At 43.7% G+C, this 19,067-nt stretch carries 18 protein-coding genes and 3 pseudogenes; 8 read left to right on the top strand and 13 right to left on the bottom strand.

Going from position 1 to position 19,067, the window contains the following annotated elements:
• Positions 1–102 precede the first annotated feature (102 nt).
• Positions 103–1,773: a propionate catabolism operon regulatory protein PrpR gene (gene prpR / locus PXH59_RS10440; RefSeq protein ID WP_285808287.1), complete on the top strand. Its 1,671-nt coding sequence runs from the start codon at positions 103–105 to the stop codon at positions 1,771–1,773.
• A 63-nt stretch (positions 1,774–1,836) separates the two neighbouring features.
• On the opposite strand, the gene PXH59_RS10435 is transcribed toward prpR, so the two are convergent.
• The 3 genes from PXH59_RS10435 to PXH59_RS10425 form a co-directional block, all read right to left on the bottom strand.
• Positions 1,837–2,805, bottom strand: a complete 969-nt coding sequence (locus PXH59_RS10435; RefSeq protein WP_047769677.1) for a threo-3-hydroxy-L-aspartate ammonia-lyase — start codon at positions 2,803–2,805, stop codon at positions 1,837–1,839.
• 110 nt (positions 2,806–2,915) lie between these two features.
• Entirely contained in the window at positions 2,916–3,263 is a 348-nt protein-coding gene (locus PXH59_RS10430; protein WP_285808286.1) for an SH3 domain-containing protein, read from the bottom strand.
• A gap of 108 nt (positions 3,264–3,371) precedes the next feature.
• On the bottom strand, positions 3,372–3,935 hold the full coding sequence (locus tag PXH59_RS10425) for a TetR/AcrR family transcriptional regulator (protein WP_285808285.1): 564 nt from the start codon (positions 3,933–3,935) through the stop codon (positions 3,372–3,374).
• Between the two features lie 102 nt (positions 3,936–4,037).
• On the opposite strand from PXH59_RS10425, the gene PXH59_RS10420 reads away from it, so the two are divergent.
• Positions 4,038–4,154 carry a DUF1348 family protein gene (locus PXH59_RS10420; protein ID WP_352232055.1) on the top strand — a complete coding sequence of 39 codons (117 nt, stop codon included), beginning with the start codon at positions 4,038–4,040 and terminating at the stop codon, positions 4,152–4,154.
• Here PXH59_RS10420 and PXH59_RS10415 read toward each other — a convergent pair.
• A protein-coding gene (locus PXH59_RS10415; protein ID WP_285811737.1) for an IS3 family transposase occupies positions 4,129–5,297 on the bottom strand; the annotation gives its coding sequence in 2 pieces (ribosomal slippage) (positions 4,129–5,036 and positions 5,036–5,297; 1,170 coding nt in all). The genes PXH59_RS10420 and PXH59_RS10415 overlap by 26 nt on opposite strands.
• Before the next feature lie 69 nt (positions 5,298–5,366).
• Here PXH59_RS10415 and PXH59_RS10410 point away from each other — a divergent pair.
• Positions 5,367–5,756, top strand: a pseudogene (locus PXH59_RS10410) (DUF1348 family protein); the annotation flags it as partial.
• A gap of 141 nt (positions 5,757–5,897) precedes the next feature.
• On the opposite strand, the gene PXH59_RS10405 reads toward PXH59_RS10410, so the two are convergent.
• On the bottom strand, positions 5,898–6,593 hold the full coding sequence (locus PXH59_RS10405) for a gp53-like domain-containing protein (protein ID WP_053014256.1): 696 nt from the start codon (positions 6,591–6,593) through the stop codon (positions 5,898–5,900).
• A 575-nt stretch (positions 6,594–7,168) separates the two neighbouring features.
• Between PXH59_RS10405 and PXH59_RS10400 the strand changes: the two genes are divergently transcribed.
• The 5 genes from PXH59_RS10400 (at position 7,169) to PXH59_RS10380 (ending at position 11,655) form a co-directional block, all read left to right on the top strand.
• On the top strand, positions 7,169–7,591 hold the full coding sequence (locus PXH59_RS10400; protein ID WP_285808284.1) for a hypothetical protein: 423 nt from the start codon (positions 7,169–7,171) through the stop codon (positions 7,589–7,591).
• A gap of 152 nt (positions 7,592–7,743) precedes the next feature.
• The gene (locus PXH59_RS10395) at positions 7,744–8,067 is read left to right on the top strand and encodes an IS630 transposase-related protein (protein ID WP_285808283.1); all 324 of its coding nucleotides are present in this window, start codon (positions 7,744–7,746) and stop codon (positions 8,065–8,067) included.
• Entirely contained in the window at positions 8,036–8,584 is a 549-nt protein-coding gene (locus tag PXH59_RS10390; RefSeq protein ID WP_285811610.1) for an IS630 family transposase, read from the top strand. Before PXH59_RS10395 ends, PXH59_RS10390 begins: the two co-directional genes overlap by 32 nt.
• Positions 8,585–8,710: 126 nt before the next feature.
• Positions 8,711–11,008, top strand: coding sequence for a TonB-dependent hemoglobin/transferrin/lactoferrin family receptor (locus PXH59_RS10385; RefSeq protein ID WP_285808282.1), 2,298 nt, complete (start codon positions 8,711–8,713; stop codon positions 11,006–11,008).
• A gap of 131 nt (positions 11,009–11,139) precedes the next feature.
• The gene (locus tag PXH59_RS10380) at positions 11,140–11,655 is read left to right on the top strand and encodes a sigma-70 family RNA polymerase sigma factor (RefSeq protein ID WP_285808281.1); all 516 of its coding nucleotides are present in this window, start codon (positions 11,140–11,142) and stop codon (positions 11,653–11,655) included.
• Positions 11,656–11,749: 94 nt separating this feature from the next.
• Here PXH59_RS10380 and nqrM read toward each other — a convergent pair whose 3' ends face one another.
• From nqrM to PXH59_RS10340, 8 genes and pseudogenes are all read right to left on the bottom strand, one after another.
• Positions 11,750–11,974 carry a (Na+)-NQR maturation NqrM gene (nqrM, locus tag PXH59_RS10375; RefSeq protein WP_285808280.1) on the bottom strand — a complete coding sequence of 75 codons (225 nt, stop codon included), beginning with the start codon at positions 11,972–11,974 and terminating at the stop codon, positions 11,750–11,752.
• Positions 11,975–11,990: 16 nt separating this feature from the next.
• The gene (locus PXH59_RS10370) at positions 11,991–13,019 is read right to left on the bottom strand and encodes an FAD:protein FMN transferase (protein ID WP_285808279.1); all 1,029 of its coding nucleotides are present in this window, start codon (positions 13,017–13,019) and stop codon (positions 11,991–11,993) included.
• Positions 13,020–13,172: 153 nt separating this feature from the next.
• Positions 13,173–14,399 carry an NADH:ubiquinone reductase (Na(+)-transporting) subunit F gene (gene nqrF / locus PXH59_RS10365; RefSeq protein ID WP_285808278.1) on the bottom strand — a complete coding sequence of 409 codons (1,227 nt, stop codon included), beginning with the start codon at positions 14,397–14,399 and terminating at the stop codon, positions 13,173–13,175.
• A gap of 15 nt (positions 14,400–14,414) precedes the next feature.
• On the bottom strand, positions 14,415–15,011 hold the full coding sequence (gene nqrE, locus PXH59_RS10360; protein WP_038235359.1) for an NADH:ubiquinone reductase (Na(+)-transporting) subunit E: 597 nt from the start codon (positions 15,009–15,011) through the stop codon (positions 14,415–14,417).
• Positions 15,012–15,019: 8 nt separating this feature from the next.
• A pseudogene (locus tag PXH59_RS10355) lies at positions 15,020–15,650 on the bottom strand (NADH:ubiquinone reductase (Na(+)-transporting) subunit D).
• Positions 15,643–16,436 (bottom strand): annotated as a pseudogene (locus tag PXH59_RS10350) (Na(+)-translocating NADH-quinone reductase subunit C). Before PXH59_RS10350 ends, PXH59_RS10355 begins: the two co-directional pseudogenes overlap by 8 nt.
• A complete protein-coding gene (locus tag PXH59_RS10345; protein ID WP_047769698.1) occupies positions 16,429–17,667 on the bottom strand; it encodes an NADH:ubiquinone reductase (Na(+)-transporting) subunit B in 1,239 nt (412 codons plus the stop codon). Before PXH59_RS10345 ends, PXH59_RS10350 begins: the two are co-directional and overlap by 8 nt.
• A 3-nt stretch (positions 17,668–17,670) precedes the next feature.
• Positions 17,671–19,014 (bottom strand): Na(+)-translocating NADH-quinone reductase subunit A, encoded by a 1,344-nt coding sequence (locus tag PXH59_RS10340; RefSeq protein ID WP_047769700.1) that lies wholly within the window; start codon positions 19,012–19,014, stop codon positions 17,671–17,673.
• Positions 19,015–19,067: the final 53 nt, after the last annotated feature.

Raw genomic sequence — 19,067 nt, 5'->3', positions numbered from 1 at the left:
TATTGGCTATAATGTATATTTGTTTCATCTTGAATCAAATATGTTTCATTTTTGTTTCATGTTTTGGCGGTGAAACAGTATACAAGAAATGGGGGAGGAGATATGGCATCAGCACACGCAGGGGAACGTGATAACAACAAACCCGTGATTTGGACAGTCTCTGTTTCCAGGCTGTTTGATCTTTTTCGTGATATTACACCGGAATTTGATCATCAAGCTGATATCACACCGATTCAGTTGGGTTTTGAACGGGCGGTTCAACATATTCGCAAACGGCTAGAAACCGAGCATTGTGATGCTGTGATTTGCGCTGGGTCTAATGGAGCCTATTTAAAAAGCCGTTTATCCGTGCCGATGATTATTGCTAAAGCCAGCGGATTTGATGTTATGCAGGCATTGGCGCGTGCCCGACAAATCAGTTCCCGAATGGGTGTTATTACCTACCAGAATACGTTGCCTGCATTAGAAGAATTTCAGCAGCGTTTCAATTTGCGCATTGAACAACGCAGTTATGTCACAGAGGAAGATGCCAGGGCGCAGGTTAATGCTTTGAAAGCGATGGGAATCAAAGTGATTGTCGGAGCAGGATTGATTACCGATCTTGCTTATGAAGCTGGGTTAGTGGGGGTTTTTGTCTATTCAGCGGATTCGATTCGGCAGGCATTTCGGGATGCTTTGGAGATGGCTCGGATGAGCAAACTGAATCAGGCCGTGATTTCGCCTTATCCTACAGAAGATAAACTACGCACACGGCATACAATCAACGATATCAGGGGTAATTCTGTTGCGGTAGAACAGGTGCGCAATACAATTATGCTGTACTCCCGTTCAACGGCAACAGTGTTAATTCAGGGAGAAAGCGGTACGGGAAAAGAGTTGGTGGCACAGGCTATTCATCATGAATATAGCTTGCGGTATGGGCAACTCGCGGGTAAGCATCCACGGCCGTTTGTGGCGGTTAACTGTGGCGCGATTACTGAGTCTTTGCTGGAGGCTGAACTGTTTGGCTATGAAGAAGGCGCTTTCACCGGTTCACGACGTGGTGGGCGTGCGGGGTTATTTGAAATTGCACATAGGGGGACGTTATTTCTGGATGAAATCGGTGAAATGCCGTTGCCTTTGCAAACGCGGTTATTAAGGGTATTGGAGGAAAAATCGGTTGTCAGGGTGGGGGGATATCGCCCGATTGCTGTCGAGGTGCGGATCATCTGTGCGACGCATTGTGATTTGGATACCTGGGTCAGGGAAGGACGTTTTCGGGCAGATTTGTTCTACCGTTTGAGTGTATTGCGGATCAACATACCCGCACTAAGGGAGAGGGGAGATGATATTAGTTTGTTGGCGATAGCGTACTTACAACGGGCTTTTGCGGTACTTAACTTACCCGTTTCTGCATTGAGAATACAAGAGCTTGCTGGGTGTCATGACGTGTTGCACGTCTATCATTGGCCGGGCAATGTGCGTGAACTACGTAACTTAATGGAACGGATAGCGCTCTATTTAAGTGCACATCCAGAACAGGCGTTAACCTCTGCATTGATATTATCACTGTCACCTGAGCGCCAGATTGGCATCAATACCATTAGCAGTATGAAATCTGCTCAAATTGCGACCCCTTCTTTTATTGAAAACACGTCTTCATTACACGGTATTTCATTACATGATATTGTGGCGAGATTCTCAGGTAATCGGCGTGCGGCAGCGGAATATCTGGGCATTAGCCGCACGACGCTATGGCGGAAGTTAAAGAAGGAGCAGGAAAAAGTTAAGTAGAAACAGTTTCCCCGTTTTTATCATGCTAATCGGCTATTTTAATTGTTAGACAATGAATGCTCATTAGATCTTGTTTGCTAACAAATGTGCATATCGTTTTATATCAATATTTCCGCCACTCAAGATAATTCCGATACGTTGCCCTTGCAATTGTTCCCGCATTGCTTTTGCCGCAGCAAATCCCAAACAACCGGTAGGCTCGACAAGGGTTTTCATTCGCTCTGCCAAAAAATACATGGCATCAATTAATTGATCATCTGACGCAGTAAGAATATCTTGGACAAGGTGGCGAATGATGGCAAACGTGTGTTGCCCTAAGTGCTGTGTTTGGGCACCATCTGCAATGGTTTTTGGGGTGTCTATATGAATTATTTCACCTTTTTTAAAAGATTGCTGACCGTCATTACCGGCTGCCGGCTCGACACCAAAAACCTGACATGTAGGGGATAAGTGAGCAGCGGCAAGCGCAGAGCCAGATAATAATCCCCCACCGCCAAGGGGTATAAACAGAGCATCCAACTCGCCGATTTCTTCAAATAGCTCCTTAGCTGCGGTGCCTTGACCTGCAATGATATGGGGATGATCGAAAGGTGGAATGAGTGTCATACCGTGTTTTTCCGCCAGTTGCCGGCCGATTTCTTCACGATTTTCAGTATATCTGTCATAAAAAACGACTTTACCACCATAACCTTTTGTTGCTGTTATCTTAGCCTGAGGAGCATCGTGTGGCATGACAATGGTGGCTGAAATATTCAGTAATTTAGCTGCCAGCGCAATTGCCTGTGCATGATTGCCGGATGAAAAAGCAATAACCCCTGCTTTTTTCTGTTCATCATTAAACTGGGATAGCGCATTCATGGCTCCGCGGAATTTGAATGCTCCCATTTTTTGATAGTTTTCACACTTGAAATAGACTGTAGCGTCAAAGAGTTTATTGACAGTTGTTGATGTGAATACAGGCGTCTTATTGATATAGGGTTTAATACGAGAATGTGCTGCATGGATATGATTATAATCGGGAATAAACTTCATTATTTTAGTCTCCTTTGCCCAGTAACGTATCTCAAATATTATTGAATACCTTGATAATAAGAAGAGAATACAATCACAATATTGTGGTTAATACTGGGATGGCTGTATCATTATGGCATCTTAGAATCTATATATTCCTGAGGCATCCAGCCTGCTTCCCCTGAGTCTTTATATGCCCAATACCAACCATTTAATACTCGGTCCAGATACAGATATTCTCCCGCTTTTACTGTTAACTCGTGAGCGGTGTAATCTTCCTTACATATTGCGTTATCAGGATAAATGAGATCCAGAATTTGTTGAGGAACCCAGCCACTGACATTTAAAGAGTTTGTAGTCCAAATCCAGTAAGGGTACTCAATATCGCTATGGCTGATCGAAACAATATCTCCAGCTTGTAAGTTGATCGGATTTGGATAAGCGCTAACATAATCGTGTATAACAATACCTTTTCTCATTATTTTTTACTCCTCACTGATAATTATGATTAGGATATTACAACACAAAGATACAGAAATAATTATGTGCTATACCAACGGGTTGGATACATGACCGTTAATTCGTAGTTATTCAGACATAGCAATATCCAATAGGCACTCTTGCAACAGTGACAATACTTCATCACTGTGCCCAGTGCGTTGCATCATAATGATCGCCCCTTCGACAAGTAAAGCAAATTTCTGCGCCAGACGTTTTCCGTTAAGTTCTGGGGGTAGAGAAGACGCAATTACCTGTTCCATTTGCTTTTTATGCGCCTGAATAAGAGGAATAACTTGTGGTTGTTCCTTTCCTATTTCGATGACTGTATTGATGAATGCACACCCTCTGAATTCATTAGAGTTGAACCATTCAGCTAATGTTTTTGTCAGAGCTTCAGTCGGTGAGCTAGAACGATTTATGTTAGCCTGGAGAGATCCTCTAAACCACTGAATCCACTGTTCATGGCGATAATCAAGAAAGGCCAGTATCAGGTCATTTTTGGATGGAAAGTGGCGATAGAACGTGACTTTCGTTACCTCAGATTCCTTAATGATGCGGTCAATGCCTGTAGCTCGTATACCATCGCGGTAAAACAACATGTGGGCTGCTTTTAGTATGCGCTCACGAGCTTTGGATACTTTTTTACTCATAATCCCTTATCTCCTCATACAATTATTATTTATGTGGACAGACCCGCCCGCTTAATTTACTGTGTGTAGACAGATCTGTCTACATGCAATAAGGAAACTATTATGGAAATAAGGCAACCTGTACCTCCATTCACATTTGAAACTGCTGAATTGAAGGTCCGTCTGGCAGAAGACGCTTGGAACACTGAAGTGGTCAATAAAAATTGGTCACTGACTTAGAGGCTTCCCAAAATAATCTTTCTGATTCATTGGGGGTTAATCCGTTGTTATACCAGTGAGGGCGAAGCTGACTGTAATAACCTGTTATATACTGGGTGATTGAATATCTGGCTGCCATAAAATTTGCATATCCCTCTAAAGGCACCCATTCGCTTTTCAAGCTCCTGAAAAACCGCTCCATTGGGCTGTTATCCCAACAGTTTCCCCGTCGGCTCAGGCTTTGTTTGATACCATATTGCTGTAATAATCGCCTAAATGCTTTGCTGGTATACTGGCATCCCTGATCGCTGTGAAACATCACACCTTGTGGCTTTCCTCTTGATTCAAATGCCATTGTTAAGGCTTTCTTCGTTAACTCAGCGTCGGGCGAAAATGACATCGCACAACTGACGGGTTTACGCGCAAATAAGTCGAGAACCACCGCTAAATACGCCCAACGTTGACCTGTCCAGATGTAAGTGATGTCACCACACCAAACCTGATTAGGTTCCGTAACAGCAAATTGGCGATCAAGATGGTTTGGAATATCAACATGTTCCTGCTCCTTTCGTGAATACCGATGTTTGGGTTGTTGACGACTGACCAGCCCGAGTTCAGCCATGAGTTTTCCGGCCCGCCATCGGCCTAATGGGATCCCCTCACGGGTAACTATCGAGGCAATCGTTCGTGCTCCGGCAGAACCGTGACTTTTGTTAAAGGCTTCACGAACCCGGCTTTTTAGCGTTACGCGAGCAGAGTCTGGCCGCTTGATTCGCTTGTGCCAGGCCTGATAACTACTGCGATGAACCCCGAACAGTTGGCAAAGAGAAGCCACCGGATAATGCACTCTGAATTGCTCGATTAACGAGAACTGTTCATGTAGTCCGACATCAAGAGTGCTGAGGCTTTTTTTAATACATCGTTTTCCATTTCAAGGCGTTGCAGTTTCTTCTTCAGTTCGCGTATTTCAATTTGCTCCGGCGTGATGGGTGAGGCTTTGGGTGATTGGCCTTGTCGCTCCTGTTTTAACTGGCGAACCCAAGATTCCATTGCCGATTTACTCACATTCATCGCCTTCGCCGCTTCTCTTATGCTGTAATGCTGGTCAAGGACTAGCGGGGCAGATTCCAGTTTAAATTCGGGGCTGAAACGTCTTTTCATCATGTCACCTATTTTGCGTGTTGAAGTGAGAATATCACCTCTATAACGGTGACCAAAATCATTGGACCACATCACACCCGGAATCCAGAAAAGGTCGCACAAGTGTATACGAAAGATACATTCTGGCGTAACCGTACTGAATTTGTGGAAGGACGTGAAGCCGTTGTCAATTTTTTGACACACAAATGGAATAGGGAGATTGATTACCGTCTTATCAAAGAGTTATGGGCATTTGATAAAAATCGTATTGCTGTACGCTTTGCTTATGAATGGCATGATGACTCAGATAATTGGTTCCGTAGTTTTGGCAATGAAAACTGGGAGTTTACTGGACAAGGTTTAATGACACGTCGTTTCGCATGTATCAATGATATGCCAATTAAGGAGACGGAAAGGCTTTTTTACTGGCCATTAGGGCGTCGTCCTGATGAACATAAGGGACTAAGTGAATATGGCTTATGAACTAATAAAAATTGTTTTGCAAGGTAAGAAATTATCAGAATGACGTTCCTCAATGGGCATTGAGCGAGAAAGACAGGGGCGGATCAGATTGCCCCTGATATCCAGAGTAGGATGTTTCAGATTGAGTTGTGACTAATACAATTAATATCCGATAGCTATATATTGTACTTGTGAACTTGACCAGTTTCCAAGTGAGTCGTGAACAACAATTAAGAATTCTTCTTTTGATCTAATTTCAGCAGATATGCCTTGCCCCCACTGATCTCCTCTAACATAACTACCAGTTACAACAAAACACTTATTTTTAAATGGAATTGGAAATTTTCGTAAGTCCGTATTTCTTATTCCACCGTTCACAACTCCCCATTGAATAATTAGTCCACCAGGGAGCGTTTGATAACCCGATTCACTAAGTTTTGATTCAAAACTGTTCATATCCGGTATCTGGTCTGATCCATTTCCTACAGTTCTATAAACCAATTCTGATAAGCCAAGATTCTTCACAAATTCTGCTTTATCAGGAATATCCGCACCGTTCTGATCCTTAGACAAGCGAGTATTGGCATTCTCATTTGCATTACTGGCATTTTGATTAGCTGTATTTGCTAAATCGTATGCTATTTTTACTGCTTTTGGTGTTGCGGCATTAGTTTCGCTATCACTACTAATGTCATTGCTTAGGGTAACAAGTCCTTTATCTTGCAGTGTTGCATAAGGATGATTCCGGCTTTGAGCATGATTTTGAATTAAATCTTTTACATACTTTCGAGTTGGTACTATGACAAATTCATCTTCTTCTAAGGTTGGTGTATTAGGTTGGTTATATTTAGTTTTCATATTTACTCCCTTGTTTAATTAATAAGTTTAGTGCTAGGTAACATGAATGCAGTGGATTATTTCTTCACCTGTGAATATCAATAAAATAAGTTAATCAATATTGGAGAGTCAGTTTTGACTCAGCTCCGTTAGAAAATTGCATATGTTTTGATGGTAGGATGGCATAAAAAAGTCAGTGAATAATTAATAAAGTTTATTTTTATTCTGACAAAATTATATAAATAAGGTATTTTGATTGCACATTTGTAAAAAATCCCTCGCATATAATCAATTTATTCAACTATTATCACGTATTAATCTATTTCGATGAGTGGTTTTTTTATGTGATAAAGTCGATATTTCACATCCTTTAACCTATTGATAGATAGTATTTATAACATAGTGCAGTTGGGGGGCATATTAAATCTCTTTAGTCGCTTGCTGAGTTTTGAGTTACGTTGATTAGAGAGGATTATTTATACTGAAATCGGATAGATGAATAACTTAGATGATATAGAAGTTATCATTTCAGTACTCCATTAATGATGAAGTAATAATAATTTTATTTTTGAGTGATTTCATCAAAAGGGGGCGATATGAAAGTATTATTTAATATAATTTTGATAGCGTTATCTTTAATCATACAGCCAGCTTTGGCTTGGCAAGATTATGACATAAGATTTGTGAATGAATGGTTATCTAAAAGTCTTAACGTGCCTTTTAAACCAGGTTCTGTTGACGTTTATTATTTGTCTAAAATAAATGACTCGTGTATAGCAGCTATTCCTAACCCACTAAATTTCAAGTTTGATGAATCAACTCCAGAACATCGTGTGCGTGTTCAGGATATTAACTCCGGTACGACGTGTGTAGGGAGGCAAAAAAAGATAATTTGGGCGGTGAGCACGAAAAAATATCCTGCCAGCCTAGACTTTGGCGCTTGTTTTGTGCAATGGAGTGTCACTTACTATTGCGATAGCAGCCAAGATCAGAGAACCAAGAATCTTTTTCTTCATTGACGACCCCCTTGTACGTAAGGAAATTGAACTTAAATTTCAATGCCAAAATCACACTATCTATCTATGGGTTAAACCTTATCATCGTATGGTATAGCAAAATCATACTAATATGTCATAATATCCAAATCCAAAATGACAAGGCATAAAGTGAAATGGGTTACAGTCTAGATTTTCGAAAAAGAGTACTGGCATACAAAGATAAGCATTCGTTGACTTTCGAACAAACGAGTGCCCATTTTGAGATTTCTATTCGTACCCTGTTCCGGTGGAGTCATAAAATAGAACCTTGCATGACGCGTGATAAGCCTCCCATGAAAATTCCTGATGAGGTGCTCATCGCGGATGTCCAAAATTTTCCTGATGACTATCAATGGGAAAGAGCAAAGCGCTTAGGGGTCTCACAATCGGCGATTCATTACGCGTTGAAACGGCTTCGCCTCACTCATAAAAAAAACCTTAAAACATCCTCGCGCTGATCCTCAGCTTCGTCAGGCGTTTGTCGAGCGCATCAGCGGCTATAAACAGGAAGGCAAACCGATTGTGTATTTGGATGAAAGTGGTTTCGCGCAGTCAATGCCACGGATATACGGGTATTCAGAGAAAGGGCAGCGTTGTTTTGGTACACAGGATTGGCACGCGAAAGGCCGTATTAACGTGATTGGAGCCATTCTCGAAAATACGTTCATCACCTTAAGCTTATTTACTGGCAACATTAACGCCGATGTCTTTCATGCGTGGGTGACGCAGGATTTATTGCCCAAACTCCCACACGGTGCCGTGATAGTCATGGATAATGCGCGTTTTCATAAACGACTTGATACGATACAAGCGATAGCAGAGAGTCAATATCAATTAGAGTGGCTGCCCGCTTATAGTCCGGACTTGAATCCCATAGAACACAAATGGGGTGGGGCAAAAGCGATAAGAAGACAAAAAAGATGTTCAGTTGATGAGGTGTTCACCGAGCACATCGAGTGTGTCAGGTTATGTTGATTCTGCTATATGCTTCCCAAAACCACAGATAAACAAAAATAATTCTCATTTTTATTTGCCTTTTTTGATTTCTCAGGTGACTTATTACTTTGAAAATATTTCACTTGATCATATTTCAGGAAATTTATGGCAAATAATAGTCAAAAATTAGAAAAACGCCCAATCGCTACCATGATTCAGCAAATTTTAACAGGGACATTAGTATTGGGAGCGGCGTTCTCTAGCGCGGTTTACGCGACCGAAGACCCCAAAGAGCAAAAGCCGGAAAAGCAAAATGAGGTAATGAAATTACCCACCCTTTCCGTTGTCGAAAGTTTACATAACAGCACCAGCGCGGGAAGTTCAGTACTTAAAAAGGCAGATATTGACCGCACTCAGGCCGATAATATTGCTCAGTTACTCGACCAGCTTCCCGGTGTTTCAATGTCAGGCTCTCCGCGTCCTGGTGGGCAAACACTGAATATCTGGGGAATGGGCGATCAGGAAGATATCAAAGTCACATTGGACGATGCGCCAAAAGGATTTGAGAAATATATGCAGGGTTCCGTCTTTATTGAGCCTGAATTAATCAAACGGGTAGAGGTTGATAAAGGGCCACACAATTTATTCAACGGTAATGGTGGATTTGGTGGTTCGGTCAAACTGGTGACAAAAGAGGCGAACGATTTACTGCGCCCCGATGAAGATTGGGGTGGTTTTGTCAAACAAAGCTACCACACCAATGACAGGCAGTGGATCAATAGTGGCGCAATATACGGCAGGGATCCCAATGGCTTTGCCGATGGCTTGCTTTATGTAAGCAAGCGAAATGGGCACAATATTAAACGCCCTGATGGCACACGTTTTGAGTTTTCACAAAATAACCAAATATCTTATTTATTGAAAACCAACTTTTATCCCAGTGACGCTCATACGATTAGCCTGTCCGCTATGCGATCTAAATCGGATGGCTGGCAGCCTTGGTCGACTAAAAGTGATGAGATGCCCGTTCCATCAGCTGTTGATATAAAGAAATATGGTTTGGATGACGCCTGGAAAAGAAAATTGGTCTTTCGTGATCAACTTGATCAGAACTTTACTGCCAAATGGAATATCGCACCAGAAAATAGCCCGTGGTTAAACCTGACGATGCTCCATGCTTATTCCAAAACCAAGCAAGACGATACTCGCCCAGAAAATGCTTCCCGCTATTTTAGTACATCAATGGGTAATAAAAGCTGGGTTGATTACACCGATAATCTGTTTGATATCAATAACAAAAGCGTATTTTCAACCGGTATGATTGAACATAAATTACTGGTGGGAACCCGTTGGCATAAAAATGAACGCAATGTACTGATGTTCAATAAGGACAAAATAAAAAATAAAGACTATAACTATGGTTATTATAAACCAGGCTATATGCCTGCTGGAGATCAATTAGCTTACAGTTTCTATATCCAAGATTCCCTGAAAATAGGGAGCGTCACCGTCACACCGGGTGTTCGCTATGATCATGTCAAAAATAGGGGTAAAGAAAATAACGCACTCCTGTATAACGATACATCGCCAGAATCTAATCATGACTATAGCAGTGTCACCTATACCGGCTGGTCCCCCCACTTAGGCATTCTGTGGCAAACAAATAAAAACCTTTCATTATTTGCAGATATTAGTCGTACATGGCGTGCACCAATCGTTGATGAACAATATGAGGTACAAGGGAACATTAGTAGCCTTAGAGGCTCCAGCCGCGATCTTGCCGTCGAAAGAATGGCAGGAATACGCCTCGGTGCAATTCTCAATTTCGATAACTTAATACTTGAAGAGGATAGCCTGCAAATCCGTACCACCTTATTCCGTAACCGTGGCAAAGATGAAATCTTTAGAAGGCGTGGTATTTACTGTGAAGCCCAACTTGATAGTGGATCAACCAATTCATGTAGAAAATCATTGGGAAATTATCGCAACTTACCGGGATATACCATTGAAGGCTTAGAAATAGAAACCTTCTACGACAGCCGCACACTCTTTGGAAAATTCTCGTTCTCTACTCTGCGTGGACAGCGTGATACTTCTCCACGTAATCCGTGGTTAAGACATAAAACCTGGATTGCAGAAATACCGCCAACGTCTGCACATGCCATGTTAGGGTTTAAAATTCCACAGTGGCAGATGACAATGGGATGGAAAGGTGATTTTATCCGCAAACAAGATCGATCCCCCGTAGATGGAGATCCAGAGGCAAGCTATTGGTCACTACCTAAAAGTAAGGGCTACGCCCTGCACGGCCTGTTTGCAAGCTGGCGTCCTGATTTTATAAAAGGGTTTGAAGCACGAGTTACTATCGATAACCTGTTCAACCGTGATTACTATCCGTACTTAGGAAATAAGGTTTCAGGTATCGGCCGGAATTACAAATTCAGTATTTCACAACAATTCTAACTGACACTGGGTCACCCAATCCCTAACCCTCTTACCTAAAGAGGGTTAGGTTTCCAAACACTGCATTGACTTCCGTCCATCAAATACAAATAATAACTATTATCAGTTGTATCCTATCAGGCAATATCATTATGGCGGTGCAAAAAAGCACATTTAAGCACAATCAAATCACCCAGGAACTCTATACCGATTACCATCACTGGTTACGCAACTGGATCAGACACAACAGTGCTTGTCCTAATCAAGCTGAAGATCTCGTCCATGAAGTTTTCATCAAATTGATGCAATCTTCGGATCTTGAAAATATCCGCCAGCCCAAAGCCTTTTTAATGACGATAGCGCGCCGAACGCTCTCCAATTACTGGCGCAGGAAAAAACTGGAAGACCATTATCTGGAATATGTCAGTGAACAGCCTCAAATCTCAGCCAATTCTTCGGAGAATCAACTTCTGCTGTTAGAGCAGTTAGAAAAGGTAGATAAGACACTGGATGAACTTCCGACAAAAGTTCGACAAACATTTCTGCTCATTCAACTCCAGGGCCTGCGTTATAAAGAGGTTGCGGAACATTTGGAGATCTCAATAAGCTCAGTGAAAAATTATTTGCATCAAGCCCACAGGGAATGTCACCTTTTTGATGCACATTGAACAGCCATCCCTGAACAAACGACAAAAACCCCGCTGTTTATCTGGCAGCAGGGCACTTGTTTTAACTGAAAATTTACTTGACGGAAAAACCGTATCAAAGAATACGATCCTTCTCCAACTGTGCTTGACGGGCAGTTTCCCTTGCCATGCGTTTCTTGCGGGCATCACATGGTGATGGACAATCACACACTTTTTCTACGCCGATGCTTCCCAAGCCACCACAGCTTCCCTGAATGCTTTTGCGCTTAAAAATATAGCCCAGTGCCATGCCAGCAAAAGCCAGCAAGAAAAAGATAAAAGTGGCAATAAAGACTTCCATCGCCTTTCCCCCTTTCTTATTTCTTCTGTAAATATGCCTTAAAGGCCGTATTATAGCGTTCTTCAAAACCTGTTTTGGTTTTAACGATCATAAAAACCGGAATATTCAGCTTCTCAGCCACTTCTATACCCTTCTCAGGCCCTAATACATCCAAAGCGGTAGAAAAGCCGTCTGCATTCATACATGTCGGCGCTATTACGGTAATTGAGACCAAATTATGCGTTATCGGCCTGCCGGTTTTCGGATTAATGGTGTGAGAGTAGCGCACGCCATTCTGTTCAAAATAGTTGCGGTAATCACCCGACGTTGCCACAGACATATTACCCGGTTCAATAATCTCCTGGGCGCTCTGTTCCATGCCACTATCCGATGGTTTTTCAATCGCTATCCGCCACGGATTTCCTTTGCCGTTGTTGCCCGAGGTGCGAACTTCTCCCCCAATATCAACCATGTAATTTTTGATATGCCGGGATTCCAGATACTCACCAACAACATCAACCCCATAGCCTTTGGCGATGGAAGAGAGGTCAACATACAGTTCAGGGATGGATTTAATCAAATTATTGCCTTTAACAGACAAATTATCGATCCCCGTCCAGACACGACGCATCTCCAATTCTTCATCCGTCGGCGCTTTGGTAATCCGACCCTCCGGCCCAAATCCCCACAGATTCACCAGTGGGCCAACAGTCACATCCAGTGCGCCTTCTGTCAGCTTATTGATTCGAATAGCTTCTTTGACCACTTTCGCTGTAGCGGCAGAGACCGGAAACGGTTTATGCACTTCACGGCTTTGATTAAAACGACTCAGTTCAGAATTTGGCCGATAGGTGGACATCTGATCGTTCACTTCTTCCAGCAGACGATCAATCTCTTTTTGCAGGTTTTCCGGGGCAGGGGCAGATGAATCAGCAACATATTTGATGGAATAATAAGTCCCCATCGTCTGTCCATTCAGGTTTTGCTGTTTGGTGCCATCGCATGCCGCCAGCATCATCATTGCAAACAGCAATGCCACCCAGTTGATCAATTTTTTACTCAACATAACTTACTCTTTCTGGCTTATTTTGGCTGTTTCTAAATCACAGCGCCCACAAAGATGTGGGCGCTGGTCGTTAACGCATTGTATTAAATATACCCTTTATTTTTCAAATCACAGTTGTCTTATCTGTAACCTGAAACTATCGTGGGTATATTATCAGCCACCGAAATCATCCAGCATGATGTTTTCATCTTCTACGCCAAGATCTTTCAACATCTTAATGACCGCAGCGTTCATGACTGGAGGCCCACACATATAGAATTCACAGTCTTCTGGCGCTGGATGATCTTTTAAATAATTCTCATACAGGACATTGTGGATAAAGCCCGTATAGCCATCCCAGTTATCTTCCGGCAGAGCATCTGACAGAGCCACATGCCATGTGAAGTTCTCATTTTCTGCGGCCAACTGATCAAAATCTTCGGTATAGAACATTTCACGCTTAGAGCGCGCACCATACCAGAAAGAGATTTTACGCCTGGAGTTTAAACGGTTAAGCTGATCGAAAATGTGAGAACGCATTGGTGCCATCCCTGCGCCCCCACCGATGAAGATCATTTCTGCATCCGTGTCTTTCGCAAAGAATTCACCAAATGGGCCGGAGATCGTGACTTTATCACCCGCTTTCAGTGACCAAATATAAGAAGACATGATACCCGGAACAACATCTGGGTTTCTTGGTGGTGGCGTGGCAATACGCACGTTCAGCATGATAATGCCATGCTCTTCTGGATAGTTCGCCATTGAATATGCACGAACCGTCGGCTCTTTGACTTCGGAGACATAACGGAACAGATTGAATTTATCCCAATCTTCACGATATTCCTGTGGAACATCATAATCAGCATAACGGGCAACATGGGGAGGACATTCAATCTGAATGTAACCACCGGCACGGAATGGCACCACTTCCCCATCTGGAATTTTCAGCTTCAATTCTTTAATGAAAGTGGCTTTGTTATCGTTGGAGATAACTTCGCATTCCCATTTCTTAACCCCGAAAATTTCCTCCGGCAGTTCGATTTTCAGGTCTTGTTTCACATTGACCTGACATGCCAGGCGACAACCCTCTTTTGCTTCACGCTTGTTGATATGGGAAAGCTCCGTTGGCAGAATATCGCCACCACCTTCCTTAATTTTCACGCGGCACTGACCACAAGAGCCACCACCACCACAAGCAGAGGAAACGAAAATCCCCTGATTGGAAAGCATATTCAACAACTTATCACCAGCGGGAGCAGAGAAACCCTTATCCTCATCGCCATTGATTTCAACGTTAATATTCCCGGTGTTCACTAACTTAGATTTTGCGAACAAAATCATTGCCGTTAGTACCAACACAATCAGGGTAAACATGACTACGCCTAAAATGATTATATCCATGAATTCCTCTCGCCTTTAGAGCTGCACACCGGAGAAGGACATAAAGCCCAATGCCATCAAACCGGTGGTGACAAAGGTGATCCCCAATCCTTTCAGACCTGCCGGAACATCCGCATATTTCATTTTTTCACGGATAGCAGCCATCAGAACAATTGCCAGCATCCAGCCCATACCTGAACCAAAACCGTATACGATGGATTCACTGAAGTTATAGTCACGCTGTGCCATAAATGAAACGCCACCGAAAATTGCACAGTTCACTGTAATCAACGGCAAGAAAATTCCCAATGCGTTGTAAAGTGCCGGAACATAACGGTCTAAGATCATTTCCAGGATCTGTACCAATGCTGCAATGACCCCGATAAAGGTAATGAAGTTCAGGAAACTCAAATCCACCCCATCCATCAGTGCTCCATCACGGAGCACCAGATTGTAGACAAGGTTATTGGCAGGAACGGAAATTCCCAATACGACGGTGACCGCCACACCCAGGCCAAAGGCCGTCTTAACATTCTTTGATACCGCCAAAAACGTACACATACCGAGAAAGAAAGACAATGCCATATTCTCGATAAAGACTGCGCGGACAAACAAACTAATATAATGTTCCATTTTGTTTGTTACTCCTTCTCAACCTGCGCAGGTTTCAGAGTCCGCAAACCCCAAATCAGCATACCAATAATGAAAAATGCGCTCGGTGCCAGCAAGAATAAAACCATTAGGTTGATACCAACCGCCATTTTTGACAGATTCCAGCACCGTAACACCGAACAATTTTCCTGAACCAAACAGTTCACGCAAGAAACCAACCAGCAACAGAATAACGCCATAGCCCAAACCATTGCCGATACCATCCATAAAACTTTCAACGGGTGGCGCTTTCATGGCATAAGCTTCAGCACGTCCCATGACAATACAGTTCGTGATGATAAGGCCAACAAACACTGATAGCTGTTTGGAAATTTCGTAGGCATAAGCCCGCAAGATCTGGTCTACGACGATAACCAGAGATGCAATGATCGCCATCTGTACGATGATTCGCACACTGCCAGGAATATAGTTACGAATTAATGAAATGAAAAAGCTGGAAAACGCGGTGACCAAGGTAACTGCAATGGTCATGACTAACGCAGTTTCCAATTTAGTGGTCACAGCCAGCGCTGAACACACCCCCAAAACCTGCAATGCAATTGGGTTATTATCAAACAGCGGCCCAAGAAGGACGCGTTTTATCTCTTTACTATCAGCCATCTTTCAAGGCTCCCTCACGTACTTTTTTCAGGAATGGGCCAAAACCGTTATCACCCAGCCAGAAATCAAACATATGCTGAACACCGTTAGAAGTCAGGGTTGCGCCAGACAGCCCATCTACACCGTAAGGGTTATCACCGGCGCCGCCACGAACAATCTTAAGTGCCGGAACACCTTGCGGGTTATAGAGTTTTTTACCAACCCACTGTTTACGCCATTGCGGGTTATCAACCTCCCCCCCAAACCCGGAGTTTCACCATGAGAGTAATAAGTGATGCCGTGAGATGTGACACCATCTATGTCAATGGAAATAAAGGCATACATCATTGACCACAGGCCAGAGCCATATATTGGCAGAACCAGCTCAGTCGTTTTACCGCTTTCATCCTTGACCAGATAGATTTCAGCCATATTCGCACGACGGCGAATTTTCGCCAGATCCAGCTCTGGTAACAAAGCAATACTGGTTTCGTCACTGCGCAGGGCATTATTCAGGTCAAAATTACCCTTGCTTTTTTTCAACGTTGCTGTTTTCAAATCAAGCAATTCAGGCTGAATACGGCTGTTATAAATTTCGTTGATTTCCGCCGTTGTCATGGCAGGTTTTAGTAAACCCGCCACATCCAGAATATTACGCTGCTTATCCAGCAACTTCTGTTCCTGCTGCTGTGCTTTCAAACCGACGGCTGAACCGGCAACCACTATAGAGCAAACAAGGCACAGCACAAAAACAACGAGGAATGTTCTGCCGATGCTATCATTATTTCTTGGTTTATCATTAGCCACGGGCTTTTCTCCGCTTAATATTGGCCTGTACGACCAGATAATCGAACAGTGGCGCGAACAGGTTAGCGAACAAAATCGCCAACATCATTCCTTCTGGGTACGCGGGGTTTACCACCCGGATCAAAATGCACATAGCCCCGATCAGGATACCGTATGCCCATTTCCCTTTATCCGTAAACGCTGCGGATACAGGATCAGTCGCCATAAAGATCATACCGAAAGCGAAGCCTCCCAGAACCATATGCCAGTACCACGGCATAGCGAACATGGGGTTAGTGCTGGAACCAATGGCATTAAACAGGTAAGACACAGCAATCATACCGATCATCACACCAGCAACGATGCGCCATGACGCAATGCGGGCAAACAGAATGATGGCACCACCGATGAAAATCATCAAAGTGGAGACTTCACCAACTGAGCCTGGAATGTTACCAATAAAAGCGTCCATCCAGGTGATTGGCTGACCGGTAATGGTATTTATCAGACCGTGGCTACCCGCTGCTGCCCATTGGGACAAAGGCGTTGCACCCGAAAAACCGTCAGCCGCAGTCCAAACCAAATCACCAGAAATCTGGGCCGGATAAGCAAAGAACAGGAAAGCACGACCCGCCAAAGCTGGGTTCAGGAAGTTACGACCCGTACCACCAAAGATCTCTTTCGCAATCACCACGCCGAAAGTAATCCCCAAAGCCGCCTGCCACAATGGCAGTGTGGGTGGAACAATCAATGCGAACAGAATGGAGCTAACAAAGAAGCCTTCGTTAATTTCATGTTTGCGGATAATGGCAAACAAAACTTCCCAGAAGCCACCCACGACAAACACAACCGCATAAATTGGCAGGAAGTAGGTCGCTCCCAACAGCATCTTACTGCCCCATCCGGCATCTGGTGTTAATGATGCTCCAAGATACTGAGCAAGCATATAATGCCAGTCAGAAGCCAGAATCTGTTGTAAGGCATCTCCGTTATATAAATGAGTCAGCGCAGGTAGTGCCTGATTTCCGACGTTATACATGCCCCAAAACATCGCAGGGAAAACAGATAGCCACACCAGGATCATCATGCGCTTGAGATCGATGGCATCACGGACATGGGCACTTCCTTTTGTCACTGTGCCCGGCGTATAGAAAATGGTGCTCACTGCCTCATAAAGAGGATAATACTTTTCCAGTTTGCCACCGGACTCAAAGTGAGGCTCTACTTTTTCAAATAAATTTTTCAGGCCCATGAATTACCCTTCCAGCTCAATCTTAGTCAGCACTTCACGCAGTACCGGGCCGTACTCATATTTGCCGGGGCAAACATAGGTACACAAGGCCAAATCTTCTTCATCCAGCTCCAGACAACCCAGCGCCTGAGCGCTATCAGAATCACCTGCAAGCAAGTCACGCAATAGGTGAGTTGCCATGATATCCAGCGGCATGACACGCTCATAGTTGCCAATGGGCACCATAGAACGTTCCCCACCGTTTGTTGTGGTTGAGAAAGCAAAACGTTTCTTTTTCAGGAAATGGCCGATTGTGGTGCGGGTAACCGAGAACTTATTAGCGCCGGGCGCGATCCAACCAAACAGCTCTTTTTCCCGACCTTCCGCAAGGACAGAAACCAGCGTATGGAAGCGGCCAAGATAATGACGAATGTCATCTGATTTTGTACCACACAGTACGGAACCAGAAACAATACGGTTTTCACCCTCTTGCAACTGATTTTGCGTCAATTCCCGCAAATCAGCGCCTAACCGAGTACGTACCAAGCGTGGCGATTTCACCTGTGGCCCTGCCAGAGACACCACACGATCAGTGTAAAGCTCCCCCGTGGTAAACAGTTTACCGATAGCAATAACATCCTGATAACCCAGATGCCAAACCATTTTTTGGGCACTAACAGGTTCAATGAAATGAATATGAGTGCCCACCAAACCGGCTGGGTGTGGGCCAGTAAACTGGCTATAGGTGATTTGAGCGTTATTTCCCACCGTTGGAATATTGCCAGCGCCGTAACAAACGTGGATTTTCCCCTCCGTCAATCTTGACAGAATATTCAGGCCATCAACAAAAGCCTCTTCCTGAGTTGCGATAACGACGAGTGGATCAGCAGCCAGTGGCTGGGTGTCCGTTGCCGTAACGAAGATGGCCTTTGGTGTGGAACCGGAGACAGGGGTACGGCTGAAAGGACGTGTACGCAACGCTGTCCACAATCCTGACGCAAGCAGATTTTTCTCTACTTGTTCACGGCTCAGACCAGCAAGTTCAGCACGCTCATAGCGATCGAATGTGACTTTCTCATCGCCACTTACTTCAATAACAACAGATTGCAAGACACGACGTTCACCACGTCCAATAGTGACAACTTTCCCGCTTGCGGGACTCGTGAAAACAACCCCTGGATTCTTCTTATCTGCAAAAAGAATTTGCCCTTTTTTGACATGCTCACCTTCCTTAACCAGCATAGAAGGACGCATTCCGACATATTCTTCACCCAGTAAAGCCACATGGCGAATTGTCGGACCATCTTCTATAACTTGGGCAGGCGCTCCTGCTATCGGGAGGTCGAGTCCTTTTTTAATTTTAATCATAAGATTTGCACAAGTTTATCAGTTAAATCATATACTACAGATTACCTTGCGGT

It is taken from the genome of Xenorhabdus bakwenae, assembly GCF_030272115.1.
Classification (GTDB): Bacteria; Pseudomonadota; Gammaproteobacteria; order Enterobacterales; family Enterobacteriaceae; genus Xenorhabdus; species Xenorhabdus bakwenae.
This window is presented reverse-complemented; position numbering and strand designations above follow the sequence as displayed.